This window comes from Hafnia paralvei (assembly GCF_020150375.1).
Taxonomy (GTDB): domain Bacteria; phylum Pseudomonadota; class Gammaproteobacteria; order Enterobacterales; family Enterobacteriaceae; genus Hafnia; species Hafnia paralvei.
This window is the reverse complement of record NZ_CP083737.1, coordinates 1,302,443-1,324,559: the sequence shown is the minus strand read 5'-3', so window position 1 is coordinate 1,324,559 and position 22,117 is coordinate 1,302,443. Positions and strand designations below refer to the sequence as shown.

Sequence of the window (22,117 nt, the reverse complement as noted above, 5' to 3'; positions counted from 1 at the left end):
ACACTATTTTTTTGTTTTTTGCTCACTGCCTTCCCCTTTATCGTTCGCCGGGTCTGTGTCAAATTTCAGTCCTAAGGCGGCGTTTTCATCAATTTCGGCCTTGCGGCGGCGTTTAACATCGCCCGGATTTGCCCCCCGAGCCCGAACCCAATCGCCCTCCGTGGCTGCACCGCCACGTAAAAGCACCCGCCACGAATTAGCCTCTTTCAACGGATCAATCCACGGCATCACCGGCCCGCTGTATACCGCATTGAAAAGAGTCTCCTTATCCACATCGAGGGGGACATTAATCACTCCTGATGTGATCGCCATTTGAAGCCAATTGCGGTAAATCGGGCGACTCACCGCCGCGATAAAGGCATCTTGCAAAATGCTGTAGCCCTCAAACGATTCCACCAGCTCTTGGCGCTGTGAGCTGTAAGTCCCGTTGTAGTTACGGGCAATACTGGAAAAGCTTCCACGGCTTCCGGCTGCAACCGCTCGCAGTTGGCCATTACGGAAAGTTTCTAGGTTGGGATTCGGCCGGTCGGATTTAATCATGCCAATATCTTCGCCGGGCTGTAGCCCATCAAAAAGCATGCCCGGCTGGATATCTAATTCTCGAGGACCATCTGATGATCCTGAACCTTCGTTATCACCGTAGGTTTGGGGATCGCCTTTCTTAACAAACATGCCCAAAGCCGCCGCAATACGCGCTGCAGTCAATTCGGCATCCTCATACTCTTTGAGTGCACTTAGACGCATCAGCACCCCAGCGAGCAAACTATTGCCACGAATTTGGTGCAACCGACGCATAAACTTCAGATGAACCATGCTGTCTGCGGCGATTTCTTTCGTGTTTCCCTGCGCGCTGCCCAAACGAGTTAATGTTTTATACACAACGTATTTTGTCGGACGCCCCCACTCATTGAGCGCAACACCCTGACAAATCCCCTTACCCTCGTCATTTAGCTCAAGCGGGATAAAATCAGGCTCTAATGCTTCGATCCAAAAGGGAACGTTGCCCGTAGGATTTAGTCCTGCTGCCGCCCCGCTCACCATTTGCCCAAACACCTCACCATCACGTAACCACGTGCGTGCCATCAACCGCTCTAGCACGGGGCGCGTAAACTGCCCTGTAACATCCGGCGCAACAGACCACTCCGCCCAAGCCGCACGAATGTCTTTCGCTAACTCATCGGCAACCAAACCCGTTTTTAAAATGGGTTGAGGGTCTACAATGATTCCGCGGGCACCAACAATACGTTCCTCCAGTTTATCCAACAGACCAATCACCAAGTCATGGTTACAATCGAGCCATCGAGCCTGCTCACGTAACGAGCGCCCCCCTGATTGGGTCAGCTGATTGGCATTGCGGTTTTCACGTTTAGCACGGTGCGTTCTTGTCGGAGTAACGGCTTCATACGCCCGGATCATCGCCCGAGATTTAAGACGTGCCGCTTTCCAGCCCGGTGATACTAAACCAATGGCTTCATCTAATAGGCTCATACAAACCTCGCCAGTTTATGTGATGACCGTCCCCGTTGGCTGGCTTGATACTGCACAAGACGACGCTCCCAAGACATTCGGCCTTTCTGAATTTCGCCGAGGTTCTCCATCGTCATCGACTGTCCATTAAAGGTGATCGACTTCCCCTGTAGTAATGTTTTCTCGGCTTCCAGATAACACTGGATCATGTCTTCAATATCGGTCTGATTCATAACCAGCCTCCTGTCGTCGATGGCGCCCACGCCGAGGCCGTAGCCTCATGCTGAGTCTGTGATTGTGTTGTCTTATGAGTTGATACTTCGGATGTTTTAGTCTGAGCGGGGCGAGGCGATAATACAGGTATGGATTCATCAAGTGATCGCGCCCAAGGAGGTGGTTTTTCCCAATTTATCCTTTCGTACCCGCGCAACATAACCAATGCATGGGCATACACCATGAGGTCGAAGGCTTCATTAGCCCCCTTGCCCGGTTTCGTCCATTTTCCGTCTGGACTTCGCTCCTCATAGGTCAGCTCGTCATAGAACCATTCACCCAGCCACTCAGGAAAATGTATGTAATTAGCCCCTACCGTTTCACGCGATAGCGCGTTATTGATTCGATCTTTGAGGGCATTCGTTTGTAAGAGATAAAGAGGCACATCCCCGCGGGCCTCTGCACGACGATTCGGTCGGTCGGTATTATCAGGCAGTGTTTTGCTGATGATCTTACCGTTTGACTGGCTCGCCCCTTTAAAGAGATAGACTTTTTTATGCACCCCATCACGACGACACTGGCGCCAAAAGTCATATGCGTTACCCGTTACGCCATCCTCACCACCGCTATCCACTGCCATCGCCAACACCGGCAAATGACTTGTGGGATCAGCCGCTAAGGGCCACGTTCTATCAAGTACATCAGTACGTAATAAATCCCAATCCTCGAGATAGCCTGCGGGGTCAATGGGGAGGCTCTCGCCGTTTGGCCCGGCACGCATTGACTGCTTGATATTGAATCGATCAATCACCCACCGTTCACCATGAGCACCATAACCTATAACCTGCACAACAAAGCGGCGGTGTTTACCACCCTGCACATCGACTGTGGCCACAAGAAACCGTACTCCTGGTGGCACCGTCCGCTTAGCCACTTCCTCAGCGCGGGCCTTAAGGCTTTCTCCTTTACGCTGTTCGGTGCTAGAGCGTGGTGCGTAAGGCAATCCCCAGTCCGTATTAATAACCGCCTTAAGCGTTTCCTCACTGCCTGTTCGCTCATACTCCTGCTCAGCAGTCAGTAATTTATAGACCAGTTGCGCCCATGTTTGATAAGCCGCGGCGGGGCCTTCCATCCAAAACGATGCGATACGTGATCGACGCGCCTCGCCAGAAATCACGCCATGCCGATCAATACGCTGCCCTTCAATCAGCCATATCCCGAGATTATTTAACTCGCGTTTTTGTGCGGGCAAAATATGTCCCTCGCAATGAGGGCAAAGCAAAAAAGCTGATTCACTGGCAACGACAGGATCGGGATTATCACGGTAGCCATTCATTGAGCTCATGGCTGGCTGGAAATACTCACCACAATGAGGACAAGGCCAATACCAGCGACGGCGATCACCTCGGTTATAGAGAGATAAAATACCTGTCGTTGGTGGTGCTTCATGTATCGATGTTCGTTTCCACTTCAGATCGGTTATTTCTCTGCCGGGAGAGCTTTCCACCAGCGTCATACCCGCGGACATAAAGGTTGTCGTGCGTTTTGATGCCAGAGAAAAACCATCCCCCTCTCCATCAATATCCTCGGGGAAACGGTCATAATCCGTTAGCGCCACGCATTTAAAGTCCGATGAGGACATGACATTGATCGATGGCCAACCCAACTTTAAGTAGCTACCGTTGAGGAACACGCGATCGTAAACATTATTATCGTTGCGGCGTGGGCTTAAGCATTTAGTCACTTCTGGACTGCAGCGAAATGTTCGGGCAAGACGTTTTTTAGAATGCTCTTGCGCTTTGTCCTGCGTCATCTGGATAACCAGCATGTCCGAAGGATCGCAAACTACGTTATAGACAACCCACCCATCAATGAGTCCGATTGTTTTACCGGTTCGCGCAGGACCAACGAATATCACCGCATCATATTCACGTGAGGCTAGGCAGTTCATTGGTTCCACAATATAGGGCGCAACCATCGGGTCCCAAGGTACAGAGTTACCCGCCCCAACGGGGACACGCATATACCGAGCAACAGCATCCGCGACAGGCATGCGCCGAGGCGCACTCAGTAATCCATAGGTGTTTTTACGTAATACGCTGGCTGTAACCTGCGACGCCATCACGCCTCCTCTGGCTCTCCCTCCTCTGGCATTGAGGTGTCTGCATCAGCCACTTTTTGCGCAATCTGATCACGCATATCGTCTATGATGTTTTGAACGCGTAGCACCGCTGATGGTGTCATCGCGCAATCACGCTCAAGAATATCCGGTAAGGTTTCCAGACCTTGGATCATCGCCTTGGCCATAGACGCCATTTCCCGTGCCACATCACTTGCGGGGAGTAACTCCCCTATCTCTTGTTCGAATTTGAGCCGCTCACGTTCTGACTGGTACCAAGCTTTGCGATCCTGCGGCGCCATGTCATCACCTGAAACCGGCGTTGGCATCTTCATCAGTTCAGAGAGAACCGACGTTAATTTATAGAGCTTAAGGTTTGATTCATTCCCGCCAGAAGTTGCCACATTCTTTAGACGCGCCGTCACTGTTTGGCGATGAACATCCGAAAGTGCTGCAAGTTGGCTGATATTGAGCGTGAGATTTGTTAACTCTTTATCCATTCTCCACTCCAGTGATGAACAAAAAACAGTCACATTCACCACTGAAAAATAATTTAACTATTATTTTCAAAATGTTGAGGTAGTGGTGATGGCAGATCAAAATCCAAAAATGAGGCGTTTTCCGCGAGGTTGCCGCCCCGTGGCAAGGGCCCCCTTCGGGAGTACCTTTTCGATAATGAGTATCATTTACTTGGCAAACCACTAACTATAGTAGACATGCGGGGAATACCGGCTGTAATGCCTTTGTGATTGCAAAAAAAACCGCACAGAGGCGGCTACTTTTGAGTCGTCATCTCATAAACTGCGCAATTTTAGCTTTAAATCTTTTGTCAATTTTCAACCTGTATCTTTCACCGGTTGAGAGTGCTACAACACACTGCATTTTTTCAACAGATGCATTTTCATCTAATAGTCGTTTAGCTATTCTCTTCAGCCAACTATCATCATCGCTAATAATTATTCGGTAATTTGCCTCATCACCATGCTCTAAGCGAATGGGAAGTGGGTCATACGCCTGATTTCTGAACATTTGCTGAATCTCATTTTCACCACCAACAACCCAAAAAATTGCCTTAATCCTAATTGAATGAAGCGACTTGTTTACAACGGTTATCGCTACGACTGGCTTATCATCAACTTCAAAAAACATTCGTCCAAGTCTTACGCGACCACCTATAAACGCCTTGGGATTTCTCAGTGCTATATATAGCGAAGTAATAACGGCTGCAACTGTAGCAATCCCTGAAAGCCATGTACCAATCATTGACCAAAAGGCCCAATCAACAGCGGCACGGTTAGCCACTAACGTTTCATAAGCAATGTAGTTTGCGTCCATTTCCACCTCATATAGTCTATGAAGTGATTGTAGCGAATAGCATTATCACAGGCACTCAGTGAATGCCTGCTGTAATGCTTATATGAACTATGAAGCTAGCGAGGTTTCAAAAGCCATATCAGCACGGCAAATGACCCGAACAGTCTTATTATCAAGCGTGGTGATAAATGCCTCATTGCCACGATTAATCTCAATGCAAGGGGTGTTGTCATCCTTTGTATAATGAACGCGAGCAACCACTTTGGGGTCAGCTATCGCTGGGTTGAACTCCAATCGATAACAGTCGCCAAGAGCTGTCACACACTCAACGGGATTGCCATCATTTTTTACAGTAATAATTTTTAGTGCGTACATAGTTAGTTCCTTACATTAGTAATATTTAGGCAATAAAAAAGGCCGCCTAAGCGACCTTCATGATGCTCACTACCCTGATATCAAGATGTGTGGCATGGAGTGCAACACCAATAACAACCATTTACTCGAGAATAACCAAGGTTACGAGCAGTCTGCACGGCAGGTTGACAGGAACTAAACTCTCCAAGGTATTTACGATTAGCTGCCAGAGGAAGGCGTGAACAGTTCTCGGTGTGCACTTCATGGTCATTTTGATTGTCAGTTAGAGTGTGAACATAGTACTTCATTACGTATATCTCCTATGATTGCGTACGCATAGGAAACATAACAGAAATTAATCAATAGTTAGTGGATACACATCACGTTGTAATATATAGATAACTCATTTCGAACTGGGCGGGTTCCATCATCTCTGTATCACCGCCATCTCTCTGACGACGAAAGTATCATCATTAATACGACTTACACACATACCGACAGGGGCTCTATTCAATATCTCAAACAACCGACTTTGAGTTACAACCTTCGCTTGGTCACCACATCGGAATTCTTTCCCTTGAGGCTTTGGCATTTCTAGCTTCCCACCGCGAGAAGTAGATCCGTTTATAGCCCAGTTTAAAGCACCAATAATGCACACCACACCAATACCCAACACCATAAATACTGTTTTCGCACCATTGGAAAACTTCACGCTGAGTTCCTTCCCAAAATAAAAGCGAAGATAACAGCATGAAGAATATGGTTAAAATTGGTTGTATAGATCAATTATCGTTTATCGATCGTTCAAAACGATCGGTATTGCAAAGGTATTACGTTGGTATCTAAGGATTCACTGTTGCGACGGAATCATAGATGCGTTCACAGGTTTGTCCGGCGCTATAAGCACGGTCAGCCTCTTTTGCATACTCTCTTGCTGCTTCGTTAGATTCGCTGAGCAACTGGGTAAGCAATATGATGGCTTGGGACTTTGGCGCGCTTGAACTGGCAGCGCTGGAAAGTTTGCCGGTTTCACTGTCTGCAAATTTCTGCCTGAGTTGTGCGAGCTGTTGCTGCAACCTGTCAGCAGAGCGCTGAGCATCAATAGCATCAGCTTTAAGCTGTTCGTTGTCTTTATCTGCATCTTTTACCGCCTGATTTGCCGCCTGTTGCCTGCGTTGCTCTTCTGCTCGTTCGCCTGCCTGTCGCTGGGCGAGAGCATCAGCATCATCTTTATCGCGCTGCGTCCATTTTAATTGCCAAGATTTATCAGCGCTGTCATAGCCGACGGAGTAAGCCCCTAATAACGACAAAGCCACCAGCGCTATTAACGTTAGTGGCTTCCAGTAAATCTTGAGTAAACCAGCAAACTCTCTCATACCATCAACGCCGCCCGCGCTTTGTTGTAGCGTACCTTGCGATCATCGATACCGTTCAAGCCGCCGTTGATAATCTGCGTCACTCGGTAGACGTCAGCACCGTAGGCCATACAGCCTTTTGATGTGTAGAACCATGCAGCCGAACGCGCAGCTTGTAGCTCTAGCTCGAGCAGTTCTGGCTTAGTCACCAGATCAAGCTTTAGCGCTGCGCCACATGCGCGATAGTTATCAAGTCCGGTAATCTGGATAAGGCCGCGGCCTCGATACTTCCAACCATCGCCGGAGGCTTTATTACCTAAGCGGTTGGCATAAACCAGATTAGCGATGGCATCTTGTCGCGCTGGTTGCTGCGTCGTTCTGCCAAGGGCATTGGCCTGCTGCTGAGTAATACGCTTACCAAATACAGTAACCAAAGCACCCGGTGTGTAATTCAGTGATTCAACAACCTGCCGAAACCCACCAGACTCATGACCCACCTGAGCAATAAACATCGCCTGATCGGTTGCCGCTGTGATACCAAATTCTTTCATTGCTGCATCGATGTGCGGAAACCAGCGCGCAGCTAATCCGGCGCTAATATCAGCCGCCTTTTGAAACTGTTCGAGATCCATGGAATTACCTTACTGTTGAGGAGGGACGCCAGTCTTACTGCCGACAACACGACGTAGAACCGAGCTGAAATAATCAATACCCAAGAAGCCAATAAAGACACTGCCGATATATGCCCACTCTTGATCCCAACTCATTAGCGTAAGCAGGTCTTTAATAAAGAATGCCACCAGTGCGCACATAGCGGCATCCAGAATCCGTCGCCACATCGGAGACTCTCCGTTATATATCCCCCGCAGAATAGCCATTAGACCCGCAATGAATGCGTAACTTCCCTCGCTGCGGTGCTCTGCAATCCATGTCATTAACATGGCCCAGAGCTCGGGGCTTTTGTGCATTTTCATGTTCTCCCCCCATCCACCAGCGCGGTAGGGTTAATTAGTGGAATAGCACCCAGCCGTAACCACTCTCTGCTAGAAAGTGTTTAATGTGTGGATGGTTGTTGGCTGGGCGCTACATATGAAAAAGGCCACCAGAAGGTGGCCTATAAATATAGTTATAGAATTCAGTGAGAATGCTTAGCTCATTATATTATCGATTTTGAGCTAATGATTTTTCACCTGTAATCTCATACAGCTAAGTACTTAATTACTAGATTTGGAGATAAATTATTATATCCTATATGCGAAGTGTTTTACTGGATTAACAAAGGAATCTAAAGGTGAACATATGAGAGTCTTCATGAGCGAATGGCTTATAGGGCTGCAAGCCTCTGCTGCGTCATTAATCTTAATATTGCTATTGTTCTATATTGTGGCTGCCTGAAATAAAACATCAACACAATCGGCTGAGCCATCTCCACTGGTTGAAAGACGCGCACCTGTATTCGGTGCTATATGAAGATGGCTCATGCAGTTGTGCAGCACACCAAACGCTCTGGGTTATCCCTTCTTCGCTGAGTGATGTGCTGATTGCCGTGATGGCTCTTCCCAAACACTTTTCTTACAAACTGATCAGGCACCACGACCCATTGAACGTACCTAATTTATTACAGTGACACAATCATTAACGAAACTTTCGGAATAATCTTTTTAATGGACATTACCAAAAGTAAAGTAGCTCGGCAGTAATAACCTTAGTTAGAAAAATTTGAGGATAGTCATTTGCTAGCAGGCTTTATTTTCAACAAATAATTAATTAGCCTGATAAGTAATGACTTATGGTTATTCATGTTTTTTTGATTTTGGCATTTATACCGCTTAGTTTTAATTTCCAATAAAAAAGATTTAGCTTTAGAAACCCAACCTACTTAATGTCAAATTATCAAAATAAATTAGCTAAGACTCTTCTTACATCAATAAACTTAAGACATAAATAATACCTTTAAAAAAGTTCAACTTTTCAGTTACTTATCATAATACATTAGATTTATTTATAAAATAACGAAAGAGAGTATATCAAAAGCAAAAATAAATAGATCTAAATCAATAAGTTGCTATTCATCCTAGGTTATCAATTACTACCTGTGTTTGATTATACATTAGCATAGATTTTCCCTGATGTTGGCCTATGGCCCCTCTCATCTGAACTTACGGGGATGAGAGGTTTCTTTTTTATTACGTATGGAGTTCCATCGAATGAAAAGTAGTCGATTATTTCTTGTAGCCAACAGCTATGTAAAAGTGGTTTGTTCAGAGCCGGCTAAAATCCTATTGATCAATGAAAAACATTACGACAGATTTTGCCGAGACAGTTGGGCCGACTACCATGGAGGTTTTTTTTGCAACTTCCCAGCTATTGTTGAAGTTCCATACGATGGGATCTGGAATATCGTGATTGATACTCATAGTCATGGAGATACTGAGTCTTCAGTGAGCATAACTATCTTGCCTAATCATGAGTTATTAGAGCAACAAGACGTGATCAAATAGTAATGAAAGTCTATTTACAGGCAATTTTCAAAGTAGGAGTTCAACATCTATCGCAAAGTTGGTCCGCCACCGAGGACTCGAACCTCGCACCTACAACTTATATGGTCATCGGCTCTATCCTGCTGAGCTAGTGGCGGTTAGGACGCGCGGCGCTGTAACGAGCTGATAAATTGGCTTTCACCAATGATAACGACGCTCATCCCTACGCTAGCTCGCTACAGCTAGCGGAATAATAACCATATAAGATAATTCATTACAATAACTAAGCGTTATTTTCGGATAAGTACGACAATGACAATAAAAAAACCCGCACTAGGCGGGGTCAAATGATTGCGAGTGGATAAACGATACAAATTCCCACTATTTAGCCAAATTAAACCAGCTTCGGACAAAATGCAAGTTTTATGTCTTAATTTGTCGCTATCGTTTCCAAACAGTGTCTAACGAGTCACTTCGTTAAACACGCTATCCGCATAACTCTCTTCAATATCACATTTTGCCACCAGCGCCTCAAAGTAAGGCTTCCAATTACGATTCCATGTCCTTTCCTGCAATTCTGGCACCCATGCTGCAATGGCTCTGTAAGCTTTAGAGGCTGGCGTACGTTTATATCCTCTTCCAGAGCAGCGCTCACATATTTTATCTATTGGTCGGCCAAGCAGTGCTGACTTCTCTAAATCCCGCACTCTCCCTGTACCATGACAGCGGCAGCGTTGAGATACTTTGCCTTTACCGTTGCAGTGCTTGCATAACACACCTACTCGCTCGCGTTTGATGGTAGGAGAATAAACGACCTCACCATCGGCGTTCGTGATGCCGGGATGTTTCACAACATCTTGGTAGCTATAGATGAGACCATCACCTTTGCACTCATCGCATTCTGACATTGAAGCTGCTGATCGTGCGTATTCTTCAAAGGCAAGTTTCGCAAGAACGACCATGCATTGCCCTAACCGGTTACCTGCAGATTTAACAACCAGCTTCGGCGCATGACGCAAAGCGTACTTGCTCAACTCTTCAACGGTGCGGATCTTATCTTGGGTACTGATACCACTTTTCCCGAGGAAAGCCGCCATACCAAAGCTGGCTCTTGCTTCCGCCATGCCCATAGCCGCCATCAGGTCAGTGCCCGTAATGCGATCGGGAGATGTCCCACCAGACATACCGGTAATATTCATCCCTTTAGGCCCAAAGTGCTTTAACGCATTTTCGATTTTCATAGCAATACCCTATGGGGATTTCTGATGCCTTATTATCCCACAATCCGCAACATAACTTAATATCATTGCATTTATTGCAATAAATATTGTTAAGTAGCTTCACTCTATATTCAGAGGAGATAAGGCGGCACTCAGGCCGCCATGTCTCTTACTGGCGACGACTACCCCCACTGCGCACTGTTTTGGCGCTAATGACAGAATCCGCCAGTACCTGATACCCGGTGTTCACTTGCCCATCCTGCCCCGTCCATTGGCTGATATTCATTGAACCGGAAACGCTAATGAGGTCGCCTTTTCCATGTTTAGCTAAGAAATCAGCCTGTTTTCCAAAAGCGGTGACAGCAAGCCAGAATGTGGACTGCCCATCATCAGCGGCATGGCAAGGTAGCGACACGGCCATACGCGCCAATGCCATTGCGTTGCCATTGGTTGTAGCCTTTGATTGCACGTCAGACACAAGGCGTCCATGTGCGGCAATATGTGCGGTCATTAGTCATTCTCCTCATCATCTGAATCATCAATGGGCAAACTCAACACAACGAACCGGCATTGTTTCCCCCCGTGGCTAAGTGTTTTTTTACTGATACCTTTGCTGGGTTTGTCCAACATTCCCGCATCTGCCAACGCTTGGGCAAAGGCCGTGTAATTAGCACCCGCCGCTATTTCGTCCTTGAATACCGTTGGCCATGTGTGGAAAGCGATAACATCCGTCACACGGTTCGTGACACGATACCCTGCAAGGTTTTTAATGGGTAAATCTCGCGGATCAGAGTCTGGGTAAGGCAAATACCGACTCAAACCAAACTGCTGTAGAAATGCAGTGGCCTGCTCAACCCATGCTTTGGCTTCGCGGTTACCCATGCCAAACTCACTAACCCACGCATTAAAGCTATGCAGCAATGCATCGTGGCTTACGGACTCGTCCCACCCCGTTAAATCGGAGGACAGACACAATGCGGCATCCAGAATGGCGAAGCGACTCGCAACACGTCGAACTTGCTCACTCGCTTCAGGGGGTAATAATGACAACCAGCGACGTTCAGAATCTCTGACAACTTTCACTGCTTGATCGCGGTGCTCTGCCAGATAAGCGATCCATTTCCGACCAATAGCACCGAAGTTATTCTGGTACCCATCCTTCATCGCATCTGCATGCGCCTTACCATCTGCGTAGCCATGAAACTCTGTCGCTTTACTGATAGGGACGTTAAGGAGTCGGACTAATTGCCCCGCATTGATCTTCCCACCATCGGCTCGAATGTAGCTCTCGAGGTCGATTTCCCCAGTACTAAAGGCCATCGCTCGCCAACGTTTAAGGTCGCGATTCCCGCCCTCTTTAGCACCTTGAATTTTCCCTACTCCGTTAAATAGTGCATAAGCCGATTCCGCCACCGCACGACGGTTGCCACCCTGACCGATTTCATCCAACGGCATAAAACCATCATTATGTGCAGCGGCTTCATTCACGAGGCCGAGTGCCGTTGAGTACCATGTGAGTTTCAATGCATCAGGTTCACCGTAAACACTACTGGCTGCATTTGCGGTGGTCGTTTTACCCGCAGAAGAGCCCCCAAACAGATGAACGCCAAAACCATCAGCCCCCGCTAAACCGATCAGCGGTGCAGACAAGGCGCAGGCAATGCCCAACATCATTGATGGATTACGATAAGCCAGCTTCGCAACACTGCCTTTCCAACTCTCGACCGTACCTTTTACGCAGTAACCTTTCGCCACTGCCGATCGACCATTGAACAATACCGGCCTTTCAGGACGCCCAATAATGGATGCATCCGGCATAATGTAAGCACCGTACTGCCAACCGGTCGCATTAGCGATAGACCACAGCTCGCGGTTGCCGCTACGTTGAAGGTGATCGGCTAAGAGAGAACGCAGACCACTTTTCGCAGTGATCAGCATTCCGCCCGACTTCATCCTTGCCCAACCTTCTTTTTCGCCAATATCGCGCAAAGGGATCGCTTCAATACGCTCTTTGTCCGTTCCCTCGGGTGTCCATGCGAGTATCAAATAGCGCTCAGCATCATCCTCACCAACGCCAACAACGTTGACTAACGTCGATAGCCATGATTCCTTTTCGAGGATTTCATTCGTACTGTTGTCCAGCTTGGGCTCTATCCAGTACAGCCCCTCTCGGCGTTTATCCACGTAAGGCTTGAGATCGTTCTCTTTGTGGCCTTTAGTGGGTTCGGATTGAATATCCGCCTGAGGTTGATAGAGGGCAGATGCAAAAGCTTTTGCGGCTGCTTCTAGACCATGTTGCTGGCGGTAGTCATCCCAGTCCGCCTTTTTGTCTGTCGGCGGTGCCGATACCCAGCCAGCCACGGCAAGAGCCGCTTTTTCTGCGTGTTCGATCCCGACGTTCTTGGCACCTTCGGCTAAATCATTATCAGCGGCGATAATAATTTGTGCATCAGGATGGCTGACTCTCAAAACCTGCGCGACGGGTAGCAGGTTACCTGCATCAATAGCCGCCACAGTAAGGGCGTCAGGGCGCATGAGATGCACACTTAGCGCTGTCGCCAGCCCCTCAGCGATCAAAATATACGGCGGGGTTTCCACGGCATTAATGGTGTAGAAGCTCCCCTTTTTAGCCGATCCCGCTATTAATCGTTTTTCACCCGATGGGCTAATCGTCTGTGCTGCAACAACTTCGCCTGACTCATCACGCAATGGCAGTAATAAACCGCCATCAGGCAGAATAGAGAAAGTAAAACCCTCCAGCCCCTTGCTCTGTAAATACGGGCTTTCGCCGAACGTGACCTTTTGCCCCAGCTTACGATAGCGGTCGGCAAACTTGGTGTGCTGCTCTTGATCCAAAGCGCTTTTTTGCCCCTTGGTTGCGGACAAGCTCTTTCTCTGGCTAGTGACTTCCTGCATTTTGGCTGTCCGGTAATCAATACCCAACGCATCGGCTGCAAGCTGCGCGGCTGTTGTGATATCACAACACCTGACCTTGGCTATCAGGTCTAAGCCATCCCCCGCCCCGCACTGGTTGCAGAAGTGAGAGCCACGCCCGTTATCATCAAAACGGAAACGGTCTTTACCGCCGCACGCAGGGCAAGCCGTATGTGTACGCGGTGACGCAGGGACATTTACGCCGATAAAATCGAGGATCTCTGGCCAACGATTAGTGGCTGCTGCCGTCACTTCACGGATCAGGTCAATATTACGCATGGAATGTTCCTCCACGTCTGGCGACTGAATCACCCATATCCGCCCGCATGGATGTCCAAAGTTCAATGCCCCGTTCGGACAATTCACCATCAACAACGCACTGCGACAGCCATTTGATAGCGATCCCCTCCCACTGAGGGCCAATATCTTTCAGAGCCGCGAGAAAACACGCATCCACCAGATCACGTATTCCGCTAACGCCACCAATAACCTCCACGCGTATCTCCTGTCCGTCTACATTGACAATGAACCAGTCTCCGCCGCTCTGCTGCCGGATAAGGTCGAAGATGGCTGTTGAGAACTGGTTTGCCAGCGCATTCAGGCGAAAATTCTTGGTAATGAGTTTCATATTTCCTCCTTAATGAGCCGTCGGCGCAGTAGGTAAACCTTCACGGTTCAGTTGTTCAATGAAGCTATCGTGCAAATCCGCCAATATTTCACGCCCGACCTTCGATAGCCCACGATCGTTACCAACCATCATCGTGTAAAAATCGATGGCATTTTTGACACCCTGCTCGGGGCCAAAACGCTCAATCAGTGCCCCTTCGATGTTATTCGCCATCGCCAAGCGTTCGGCTAGGGGATAGAGATTCATGCTGCCCTGTTCGCCGACATAAATTGCACAGTCCTTGAATTCGCCCGATCGCCATTCAACTCGCTCAGTGCCGTTTTCCTCGCGCTGCTCACGTATAAATGCGGTAGCAATCAGCCAGCGCCACAGCAGTAATAAATCACTGTCCGTTGCGCTTTTTCGGCTACTGCCCCATGCTTTGATAATATCGAATGACAACGTGATCTCTTCTTCCCATTCGCCAGCATCCAGTCGGCGCATTACATCGGGAAATGGCACTAAATCGACGCGTTCAAATATACCCTCATGGTTGGAGCGCATAATATTGACGCCATCCGTAGTAGCCTCTACACGGTATTTACCGACATCTTTATTTTTTCCAAATTCGGCATGAATAATATTGTTCATTAGTACATCTCCAATCCAAAGTGATTGCCTTTCGGGTCCTTTAATGCAATTTCGACGGCGTTAGCCATAAGCGATGACATAAATTCAATCCCTTCTGGCGTCAGCTTTGTATTGTCCTTATTCAACATTCCCGGATAGGTCGACTCCAATAAACTCTGGCTACTTGCCCTTCCGTATTTTTTGATGCACTCAACCTCAAAGCAGTCCTTCAGGCAGCGATGCACCCCGTCAGCCGTCAGGTCACCCAAGATAATCTGCTTGCGCCCGACCGTAACGACACAGACGGAATGGCCGCAATTACGGCGCTTGCAATAATCCACAAAAGCATTAGCAATGTGCTTACGATTTGATTCAATGTTTTTATTCATAATATGAACCTCTCCGGATTCAGGCCGAGCGATACCCCGGACTGAGTCCGTAATGAAAATAGTTAAAAGAAAATAGGCGTTAGCGTTTCGGTGTTTTATCGCGTTCCTTAATATTAAAGTCCGCTTCATCCGCATTGAATTTCAATGCTGCAATAATGCCGGGTATATAAATCATCATTTCACCAATACCGCGTAAGTCCTCTTTTGCTTCCGACTCGGTATAATTTTCATTATCGCAAGCCCAAAATATGGCATTACCCATAGCACCAAGCCCCGAGATTAATCCATCGTAAGCCGCTTCAGAATGCTGGCGAATATATTTCAGGGACTCTATGTTCTTTTTATCTAAGTCAGTTCGAGATAAAACATTTTCGATGTGGCTCATAGGTTACCCCCAAATAATACGTTGAGGTCGATGTTATAAACTGCCAACCATGCTTGTGCAGGCCAAGCCTTCACGCTTCCCCAACGATCATCAACGACATCCTTTGCATACATACCGTTATCACGACACCACTTACGCAGCGGAACAAACTTGTAGGTCTCCTTTACACCCGTAGCCTTCTCGACTTTCTTGATGGTCGCGTGTTTAACACCCTCACCGAGTATTTCTTCCAACTCCTTACAGCGGCGACTCTTGGCACTCAGTTTGCCGAGTGCAGATGCCTCACGCTTGCGGCTAATCTGGCCTTTGGTACGCTCAGCATGATCAGCGCGTTCTTTCTCCGCCAATCGGCCTTTTTCAGATTCCAACGCAAGCTGGATGATTTCCAGCGTGGATAGCTCCACTGGTGCAGGTAATGACTTGGCATCACGCTGAGTAAAGTAGAACTCGGTCAGGTCGTTGTAGTATTCCCAAGCCTGATCGGTTTCCAGCATCTTGGCGTGGTTGGCGGCGCCGCGTTCAGTCCAGAGAATCAATGAGGTTGTATGTTTATTAACCGACTCGCTCAAAGATAGTCGGAATGACTTCAGTTCATTTCCGCTGATTTTGAAAAAGTGCTTACCTTCAACAAAGCGGTTTGCATTACGGGTGTGGTTCTGCTGAATGCGGATCACCGTTGTGCCATACCCCGCCGCTAGCTGCTCTGTGGTTGCCACACGCTTCCCACGATATTCGATAACTTGCAGATCTTTGGCTTCAACAGCCACCAGCTCGGTTTTCTTAGCCATTGCACACCCCCTGTTCACCTTTGTTCTGTGGCTGTTCACCAAAATCCAGTGCGTTCACTGCCTGCTGGGTCAACTCCTGAGCAACATCAACTAATGACTGCACGTACATTTGCATTTTCTTGTCGCCACTATTGAGGATCAGTTGGGTGCAATTCATCAGGTCTAAGGAGCGCTGCAAGCCAAGCAATACATTTGACTCAGTGTGATAGATATGGGTGTTAGGCATTTTCTTCCTCCAACACTTTGCTAGCGATCCCTTCAATCAGGTCAATAAGCTCGAAGCACAGCTGGGTTTCTCGTTCAGTAGAAATGAGGTATCCGGCCGCGGCTGCCAATGCTTGGATTTTGCCCAAGGCATCAACGGGTTCAGTTCGATTGGCTTTACGCATGGCTGGCCTCCTGACGTTGTTCGTAGATCCACATGAAACCGTCGTCAGTAGAGAACAATTGCAGACGAGAAGGTGCAGCCGTGCGGATCTGTGCTGCAAAGATCAGGTCCCAATCAATAAATTTGGCACGTGCTTCTGCTTCCGTGTCCGCTTCAGCGCGAAGAACAGTGGGTGTGCAGGTAGGTAAATCACTTGGGGTGCCCAAGAACAGGTATGTAAATTTAGGGCGAGTTTGGGTACTATGAGTAAATGCCATAGTGTTAGCTCCGATAACATTGTGGATAGAGGCCCAGACTGGATTGCCGTCCAGCTGGGCTTCGCTGATGATGCACCATGATAACAACAAGGTGAACACCACCAATATATTCTCAGGTGAACACCACGTCAACGATTGTATTGAATAATTTTTCGTGCATACTGAACACCACCTACCACAGTGAGATCCAGTAATGGCAACGGGAAGAAAGAACAATAAGTCCTTACAAGTTTCTGTAAGGCTGCCACTTGATGACCTTGAGTTAATCGAACAAGTTAAGGAAGATGGTGAGAGTACTGCTGGCTTTTTAGTTACTGCTGCTAGGGGCGAAATCAAACGACGCCAGCGTAAGAAAACCAAGCAAGATAACGACTGATCCCCATCAACGTTATGCAAAAAGGCGGCATTCGCAGTGCTGCCTTTTTCTTTTTGCGCCTTCTGCGTGTCATCCCTGCTAGGAAAATTGTCCGAATCAAACTTCACCAATACACCAGGTGAAGTCCCTGCAATGCAGGTTTTAGACATAATCGATGAGTTAGCCGATTCCGTTGAATCGACGGAATTAAGCTGGATCAACGAGTTAGCCAATTCTCGCGATTCGCGATAATTAAGCTGGAGCAACGGATTGACTAACTCTGGTTCTCTAACAGAGATAAGGCCAATCAACGAGTTATCTGCTTTCAGTTTCAAACTCGGCGTTTCACCGATTGTGATTTGCACACCTCTAAAAGAGTTGCACAAAGTTTGAGCAGACTGCAAGTTCACAGTCTGGAACTTTTTCAATAAGTTAGTAGCAAAGCCCGAATTAGGGTTTTGAAAACTTTTCAATGAGCTATAGGCAAGCGGCATATTTGCAGCTTGGTTTTGTAAGTAACCGATAGTTACCTGCAAGGTTTGAGGCTCGTTTAAAACTAGTCGCAATAGCCCCTCTTTAAGAGGGTTAGTATGCTGCACAAAATCGCTGTAGCCTTTGTGCTGCAAGGCTCTTTCTGGACACACCCCATAGATATTAGCCATTATGCTGAACCTCCCACTTGTACTTATCGAAACCAATCTGCCCCATCGCATGTACTAACTTTTCAGCCGGACGCAGGGCTTTGAGTTCCTTCTTCCGCAGGTTCATGCCATTACTGCCCTGTGAACCATGAAGTTGCTTAGAATGCTTGTCTGCGCGAGTTACAGTACTTTGCGCATCAGCAACCGGCATGGCAGCCAGCTCTTGCAGTGATGGTAGTTCCACATGATGGAAAGTGACTGCCTCCTGACAGCGGAAATAAGCATTCACCAATTCCTCCTGAACCAGCCAAGATAGATCGTCCTGAAAGGGCTTAACTAACAACAGGTAGCCCATTTCAGTAATTACAATCCCCTTGCGGGTATGCTTCGGGAAAAATTCTGAAAGCAACTGAGTACGTATTACGTCCCCAGTTAGCTCAAAAAAGTGGCGCCCCAGAACGAACCGCGAGCGATGACGACCAAAAGCGGCTTTTGCCGTACCTTTCGGACGCTGGTGAGCAGTATCAATCATTGAGAATGTCACTAAGCGTTGGCTATTAAATTCCAAGGTAGGAAGTTGTTTAAGCTGAATAAGGATTTCATTCTGGCCAGCTTCCAGATTTAAATAATCACTCATGCCAATACCACCACCAGCAAGCCTTTAGCCGTGTAACCCATTACCTGCTTACCTTCAACACGCACACGTTTTTTGGTCAGAAAGCGGATGTGGTCAGCATAGACATTCAGCCATTTACCATCGACCGCGACACGTTTAAACGCCTTTCTAGGTTGCTCAGACACCTGCACAAAAACGCTACAAGCCTTGTGCGGTGCGGGTTTCTCTGCGACAACCCCCTTGTCTTTGCCTGTAACACGGTACAACCAAAAGCGGCCATCCTTTCCAGTCAGTTTTCTCGTACGAACCGGTAAATATCCCGCCTCACGCATAGCCTCACTGAAAACGGCATCATTCGGGTAATGCTGACGACGCACTTCGGTAGATACCGATACGGCAAAACTTTGCTTTGTTGGATATTCGGTCCACTGGCGAACTAATTCGATAGGTAAGCCATTAACCAAAATACCGCTCGTGACGAATTTAGAGTGAGTCTGTCCCTCCCCAACAAAGGGACTTTTTTTCAGTTTCATTGGTTATTCTCCGTTTTAGCTTTGGTTAGCTGTCGCGACGGCAATCGAAGGATGAATGAAAACAGCCGCAAACTCTCGCAAATAATGTACTTAGGGTGTTTATGCGACCTCCTTGCGGGATTCTTCAATGCGCTGATTAATCCATTCGTCAATTTCGCTTTCAACGAAGGCAATAGAGCGCGAACCAATTTTTACTGATGCGGGGAATTTTCCTTGAGACATGAGGCGGTAGATCCACGCCTTACCGAATCCGGTACGGCGCCGCACTTCTGTAATGCGGATTAATGATTGTGATGCTTGTGACATGTAGCCCCCTGTACTTGTCTATTAAAGTTAACAGGGGGATTTTCCGTTCTATTTTACTTTCTTGATAGGTATATACACAAAAAATAGTTTTCAATGTATTTCATACCTATCAATTTTCAGCGAGTTTCAGTACATCTAAAAATCGCATATCTTTAAGGTACTCATTTTTCTTTACGAAAAAAATTATCTCTCGTAATAAATCATTGTTTATTATTTTTTCAATGAATGGTTTTACTGTATCCTTTATTTGAGCCCCACTCATTACATCATAATCATAGTCAGACAATGGAAACAATATCCTTGCATACATCTCATTACTAATTTTCTTCTTATAAGCCATCTCCCAGATCAATAAGTCCATAAATGGAATGACTTTATAAGTTATTAGTTTTTTCAATGTAGACAATCCTATTCTATTAACAGCCCTGTCAGGCTCATTGATTCCGGACTCTACTCTCCACTCCTTAATCATCTCCCTGAACTCAGTTACTAACTCCTCATCTGAGTATTCTTCAAGATTAAATTTAATGACTATCTCTCCACTAAAGCTTTCACCTAAATAGTCTACGTTAGTTATTTCTCTACCTACATGTGTGCTCTGTACTTCTACAGTACCATTTTTGTTATCCACAATATAACCATGTCTTGCCAACGCTTTATAATATGAAATCAAATCCCCCATACTAAATGGAATGCATGCTAAGCCAGTAGTAAATGAATCGCTATGAGAAACGTTAAAGTAATCGCGTGAAACTATGTGATATCCATTGTACTGCACGGTAATGTCTTTCATATTCTCCTCTTCAGACATAGGATTTACTTCAATATGCTCTCCATCAAGGCTATGTAAATATGCTAATGTTGATCCCACGTGACCTTTTTTTAAACCTTCAATAAAACGTAATCTAGATTCATTCATATTTTGAACACCCATCGGTGTATCACTATCATCCCCTTCGTAAAGTAAAAAGATTCTAAACTCAATATCATCTAAAATTTGATCTGTTGTATACCCCAATAACTCACCATATCTTGACGTATCAAACCACGACAAAATTTCTTGTGCTTTTACTCTAACCATAATTCTATCCAGCCCTCTAATTTGTTGAAGCGGCTATGTTCTCGGGAGCAACCGATACATAGCTTTATGGATATAAGTCTACCGTAGTCCACCATAGGCTACCAACAATAAACACTGTATAAAATCACAGTTATTGTTTGGGATCACAAAATTGAGTCGAATAGTTCAAATTAAGTTATCAAAACTGTATGTATAGCCAGCCACAATGCATAAGGTCGGTTAAATGAGGCTAAAGTCGGGTAATGGTCGGTTAAATACTAGAGCGTAACTAATTAATATATCTATAAAACATAACCATTAACCGACTTAACCAACCTAACCGACCTACTTTCTACGCACGTGAGTAAATTGAACTATTAAGCCTTCTTTCTGGCTGGCAGTCCTAACTCAAGGCTATCTATGTAATCGGCATACCACTGCAGCATTTCTCTGCGCCCATCAAGATACTGAGCATGGTTGTACGTACCTCGTATGCTGTTCTTGTCCACATGGGCCAACTGAGTCTCGATCCAAGCAGAGTTAAAGCCCTGCTCATGTAATATCGTGCTCATTGTGTGCCGGAAACCATGCCCTGTAGCTTTTCCATCATACCCAATACGTTTAATCACCTGATTAATGCTCGCTTCACTAATTGGCTTTCTGGAATCATTACGTCCGGGAAAAACAAACTGAAACCGACCAGTGATCTGCTGTAGCTCTTGGATTAGAGCTAGAGCCTGACTAGAAAGTGGCACTAAGTGAGGGCGTTTCATCTTCATACGCACAATGGGAACCTCCCACACAGCCTTATCAAGATCGAACTCACTCCACATTGCAGCTCTAAGCTCAATCGTGCGCACTCCAGTAAGCATCAGGAGCTTTGTAGCTATTCTGGTAATGCTGCTGCCGCTATATTGTGAAAGTGCCTGTAGGAAGGCTGGTAGCTCGTCTGCGAGCAGATGTGGGAAGTGTTTAGCTTTTGGCGAAGATAATGCACCAGTAAGCTCAGCTGCTGGATTAACCTCAGCCCTGCCAGTAACAATGGCATATCTAAAAATTTGATTGCAGGCTTGCCGTAGCTTTTTTAATTTATCGAGAACACCACGCTTTTCCATCTTTCTAAGCGCTTCAAGCATCTCCAAAGGTTTTATCTCTGCTATAGGCCTCTTACCTACAGCTGGAAATACATCGTTCTGTAACCCCTCTAGGATGTCGGCTGCATATCCCTCAGACCAGTTCGGTCTTTTGTATTCATGCCATTCTCTGGCTAGAGCTTCAAAGCTGTTATTGATAGCCGTCTGCTTTGCAATTTTATCTGCTTTCTTCTCCTGACTAGGATCACCACCAGCAGCAATAATGCTTTTAGCCTCCTGTCGCTTTTGGCGAGCATCAGCAAGGGACACGTCAGGATAAGGACCAATTGATAAAAGTTTTTCTCGTCCAGCTATTCGATATTTCATCTGCCATAACTTCGAGTTGTTTGGCTTAACCAACAGAAAAAGCCCACCACCATCGGCAAGCTTGTATGGTTTTTCTTTAGGTTTGGAAGTCTCTATCTGGCGGGCATTGAGTTTCATTTGGGGGTATCAGTTTCCATTGTACCTAGAATACCCCCATTAATACCCCCACATTGGTGTTGATTGCAATAGATGTGAGTAGACATTGAGAGACAAGAAAACGAATGAAAGGCTTGTTGTTGCTGGATT

At 46.6% G+C, this 22,117-nt stretch carries 28 protein-coding genes and 1 tRNA gene; 2 read left to right on the top strand and 27 right to left on the bottom strand.

Annotation, left to right across the window (positions count from 1 at the left end):
- Positions 1–3: 3 nt before the first annotated feature.
- The 10 genes from K9N75_RS06225 to K9N75_RS06180 form a co-directional block, all read right to left on the bottom strand.
- Complete coding sequence (locus tag K9N75_RS06225) at positions 4–1,488, bottom strand: phage portal protein (RefSeq protein ID WP_096080955.1); 1,485 nt, start codon at positions 1,486–1,488, stop codon at positions 4–6.
- A complete protein-coding gene (locus K9N75_RS06220) occupies positions 1,485–1,700 on the bottom strand; it encodes a DUF6148 family protein (RefSeq protein WP_043491625.1) in 216 nt (71 codons plus the stop codon). The genes K9N75_RS06225 and K9N75_RS06220 overlap by 4 nt, the downstream gene beginning before the upstream one ends.
- The gene (locus tag K9N75_RS06215) at positions 1,697–3,802 is read right to left on the bottom strand and encodes a phage terminase large subunit family protein (protein WP_096080956.1); all 2,106 of its coding nucleotides are present in this window, start codon (positions 3,800–3,802) and stop codon (positions 1,697–1,699) included. The genes K9N75_RS06220 and K9N75_RS06215 overlap by 4 nt, the downstream gene beginning before the upstream one ends.
- Complete coding sequence (locus tag K9N75_RS06210; RefSeq protein WP_095661687.1) at positions 3,802–4,299, bottom strand: DUF1441 family protein; 498 nt, start codon at positions 4,297–4,299, stop codon at positions 3,802–3,804. Before K9N75_RS06210 ends, K9N75_RS06215 begins: the two co-directional genes overlap by 1 nt.
- A 289-nt stretch (positions 4,300–4,588) precedes the next feature.
- On the bottom strand, positions 4,589–5,134 hold the full coding sequence (locus K9N75_RS06205; protein ID WP_096080957.1) for a hypothetical protein: 546 nt from the start codon (positions 5,132–5,134) through the stop codon (positions 4,589–4,591).
- Positions 5,135–5,221: 87 nt separating this feature from the next.
- Positions 5,222–5,488, bottom strand: coding sequence for a hypothetical protein (locus K9N75_RS06200; protein ID WP_096080958.1), 267 nt, complete (start codon positions 5,486–5,488; stop codon positions 5,222–5,224).
- Positions 5,489–5,894: 406 nt separating this feature from the next.
- Complete coding sequence (locus K9N75_RS06195; RefSeq protein ID WP_095661837.1) at positions 5,895–6,179, bottom strand: hypothetical protein; 285 nt, start codon at positions 6,177–6,179, stop codon at positions 5,895–5,897.
- A 130-nt stretch (positions 6,180–6,309) separates the two neighbouring features.
- The gene (locus tag K9N75_RS06190) at positions 6,310–6,843 is read right to left on the bottom strand and encodes a DUF2514 family protein (protein WP_224452364.1); all 534 of its coding nucleotides are present in this window, start codon (positions 6,841–6,843) and stop codon (positions 6,310–6,312) included.
- Positions 6,840–7,454, bottom strand: coding sequence for a glycoside hydrolase family 19 protein (locus tag K9N75_RS06185; protein WP_224452363.1), 615 nt, complete (start codon positions 7,452–7,454; stop codon positions 6,840–6,842). The genes K9N75_RS06190 and K9N75_RS06185 overlap by 4 nt, the downstream gene beginning before the upstream one ends.
- Positions 7,455–7,463: 9 nt before the next feature.
- On the bottom strand, positions 7,464–7,796 hold the full coding sequence (locus K9N75_RS06180; protein ID WP_025797669.1) for a phage holin, lambda family: 333 nt from the start codon (positions 7,794–7,796) through the stop codon (positions 7,464–7,466).
- 1,233 nt (positions 7,797–9,029) lie between these two features.
- On the opposite strand from K9N75_RS06180, the gene K9N75_RS06175 reads away from it, so the two are divergent.
- Positions 9,030–9,323, top strand: coding sequence for a DUF1883 domain-containing protein (locus K9N75_RS06175; RefSeq protein WP_025797666.1), 294 nt, complete (start codon positions 9,030–9,032; stop codon positions 9,321–9,323).
- Positions 9,324–9,382: 59 nt separating this feature from the next.
- On the opposite strand, the gene K9N75_RS06170 is transcribed toward K9N75_RS06175, so the two are convergent.
- The 12 genes from K9N75_RS06170 to K9N75_RS06115 all read right to left on the bottom strand — a co-directional run bounded on the left by K9N75_RS06170 (position 9,383) and on the right by K9N75_RS06115 (position 16,900).
- A tRNA-Ile gene (locus K9N75_RS06170) sits at positions 9,383–9,460 on the bottom strand.
- A 303-nt stretch (positions 9,461–9,763) separates the two neighbouring features.
- Positions 9,764–10,543, bottom strand: a complete 780-nt coding sequence (locus K9N75_RS06165; protein ID WP_004092353.1) for an antitermination protein Q — start codon at positions 10,541–10,543, stop codon at positions 9,764–9,766.
- 148 nt (positions 10,544–10,691) lie between these two features.
- Positions 10,692–11,033 carry a single-stranded DNA-binding protein gene (locus K9N75_RS06160; protein WP_004092354.1) on the bottom strand — a complete coding sequence of 114 codons (342 nt, stop codon included), beginning with the start codon at positions 11,031–11,033 and terminating at the stop codon, positions 10,692–10,694.
- A complete protein-coding gene (locus K9N75_RS06155; RefSeq protein WP_224452362.1) occupies positions 11,033–13,735 on the bottom strand; it encodes a TOPRIM and DUF927 domain-containing protein in 2,703 nt (900 codons plus the stop codon). The genes K9N75_RS06160 and K9N75_RS06155 overlap by 1 nt, the downstream gene beginning before the upstream one ends.
- A complete protein-coding gene (locus K9N75_RS06150; RefSeq protein ID WP_004092356.1) occupies positions 13,728–14,084 on the bottom strand; it encodes a hypothetical protein in 357 nt (118 codons plus the stop codon). Before K9N75_RS06150 ends, K9N75_RS06155 begins: the two co-directional genes overlap by 8 nt.
- Positions 14,085–14,093: 9 nt before the next feature.
- The gene (locus tag K9N75_RS06145; RefSeq protein WP_130933507.1) at positions 14,094–14,714 is read right to left on the bottom strand and encodes a hypothetical protein; all 621 of its coding nucleotides are present in this window, start codon (positions 14,712–14,714) and stop codon (positions 14,094–14,096) included.
- Entirely contained in the window at positions 14,714–15,082 is a 369-nt protein-coding gene (locus K9N75_RS06140; RefSeq protein WP_130933508.1) for a hypothetical protein, read from the bottom strand. Before K9N75_RS06140 ends, K9N75_RS06145 begins: the two co-directional genes overlap by 1 nt.
- A 79-nt stretch (positions 15,083–15,161) precedes the next feature.
- A complete protein-coding gene (locus K9N75_RS06135; RefSeq protein WP_004092362.1) occupies positions 15,162–15,467 on the bottom strand; it encodes a hypothetical protein in 306 nt (101 codons plus the stop codon).
- Entirely contained in the window at positions 15,464–16,255 is a 792-nt protein-coding gene (locus K9N75_RS06130) for an ORF6N domain-containing protein (RefSeq protein WP_130933509.1), read from the bottom strand. Before K9N75_RS06130 ends, K9N75_RS06135 begins: the two co-directional genes overlap by 4 nt.
- A complete protein-coding gene (locus tag K9N75_RS06125) occupies positions 16,248–16,481 on the bottom strand; it encodes a hypothetical protein (protein ID WP_130933510.1) in 234 nt (77 codons plus the stop codon). The genes K9N75_RS06130 and K9N75_RS06125 overlap by 8 nt, the downstream gene beginning before the upstream one ends.
- Positions 16,474–16,644 (bottom strand): hypothetical protein, encoded by a 171-nt coding sequence (locus K9N75_RS06120; RefSeq protein WP_193764127.1) that lies wholly within the window; start codon positions 16,642–16,644, stop codon positions 16,474–16,476. The genes K9N75_RS06125 and K9N75_RS06120 overlap by 8 nt, the downstream gene beginning before the upstream one ends.
- Complete coding sequence (locus K9N75_RS06115) at positions 16,637–16,900, bottom strand: host cell division inhibitor Icd-like protein (protein WP_193764132.1); 264 nt, start codon at positions 16,898–16,900, stop codon at positions 16,637–16,639. Before K9N75_RS06115 ends, K9N75_RS06120 begins: the two co-directional genes overlap by 8 nt.
- Before the next feature lie 193 nt (positions 16,901–17,093).
- Here K9N75_RS06115 and K9N75_RS06110 point away from each other — a divergent pair, with 193 nt between their 5' ends.
- Positions 17,094–17,276, top strand: a complete 183-nt coding sequence (locus tag K9N75_RS06110; protein ID WP_224452361.1) for a YlcI/YnfO family protein — start codon at positions 17,094–17,096, stop codon at positions 17,274–17,276.
- A 633-nt stretch (positions 17,277–17,909) separates the two neighbouring features.
- Here K9N75_RS06110 and K9N75_RS06105 read toward each other — a convergent pair.
- From K9N75_RS06105 to K9N75_RS06085, 5 genes are all read right to left on the bottom strand, one after another.
- Positions 17,910–18,533 carry an ORF6N domain-containing protein gene (locus K9N75_RS06105; RefSeq protein ID WP_130933512.1) on the bottom strand — a complete coding sequence of 208 codons (624 nt, stop codon included), beginning with the start codon at positions 18,531–18,533 and terminating at the stop codon, positions 17,910–17,912.
- Positions 18,530–19,045, bottom strand: a complete 516-nt coding sequence (locus K9N75_RS06100; protein ID WP_130933513.1) for a hypothetical protein — start codon at positions 19,043–19,045, stop codon at positions 18,530–18,532. The genes K9N75_RS06105 and K9N75_RS06100 overlap by 4 nt, the downstream gene beginning before the upstream one ends.
- 99 nt (positions 19,046–19,144) lie before the next feature.
- On the bottom strand, positions 19,145–19,351 hold the full coding sequence (locus K9N75_RS06095; protein ID WP_130933514.1) for a helix-turn-helix transcriptional regulator: 207 nt from the start codon (positions 19,349–19,351) through the stop codon (positions 19,145–19,147).
- A 109-nt stretch (positions 19,352–19,460) separates the two neighbouring features.
- A complete protein-coding gene (locus K9N75_RS06090) occupies positions 19,461–20,432 on the bottom strand; it encodes a DUF6387 family protein (protein WP_130933515.1) in 972 nt (323 codons plus the stop codon).
- Positions 20,433–20,788: 356 nt separating this feature from the next.
- Positions 20,789–21,988, bottom strand: coding sequence for a tyrosine-type recombinase/integrase (locus K9N75_RS06085; protein WP_130933516.1), 1,200 nt, complete (start codon positions 21,986–21,988; stop codon positions 20,789–20,791).
- Positions 21,989–22,117: the final 129 nt, after the last annotated feature.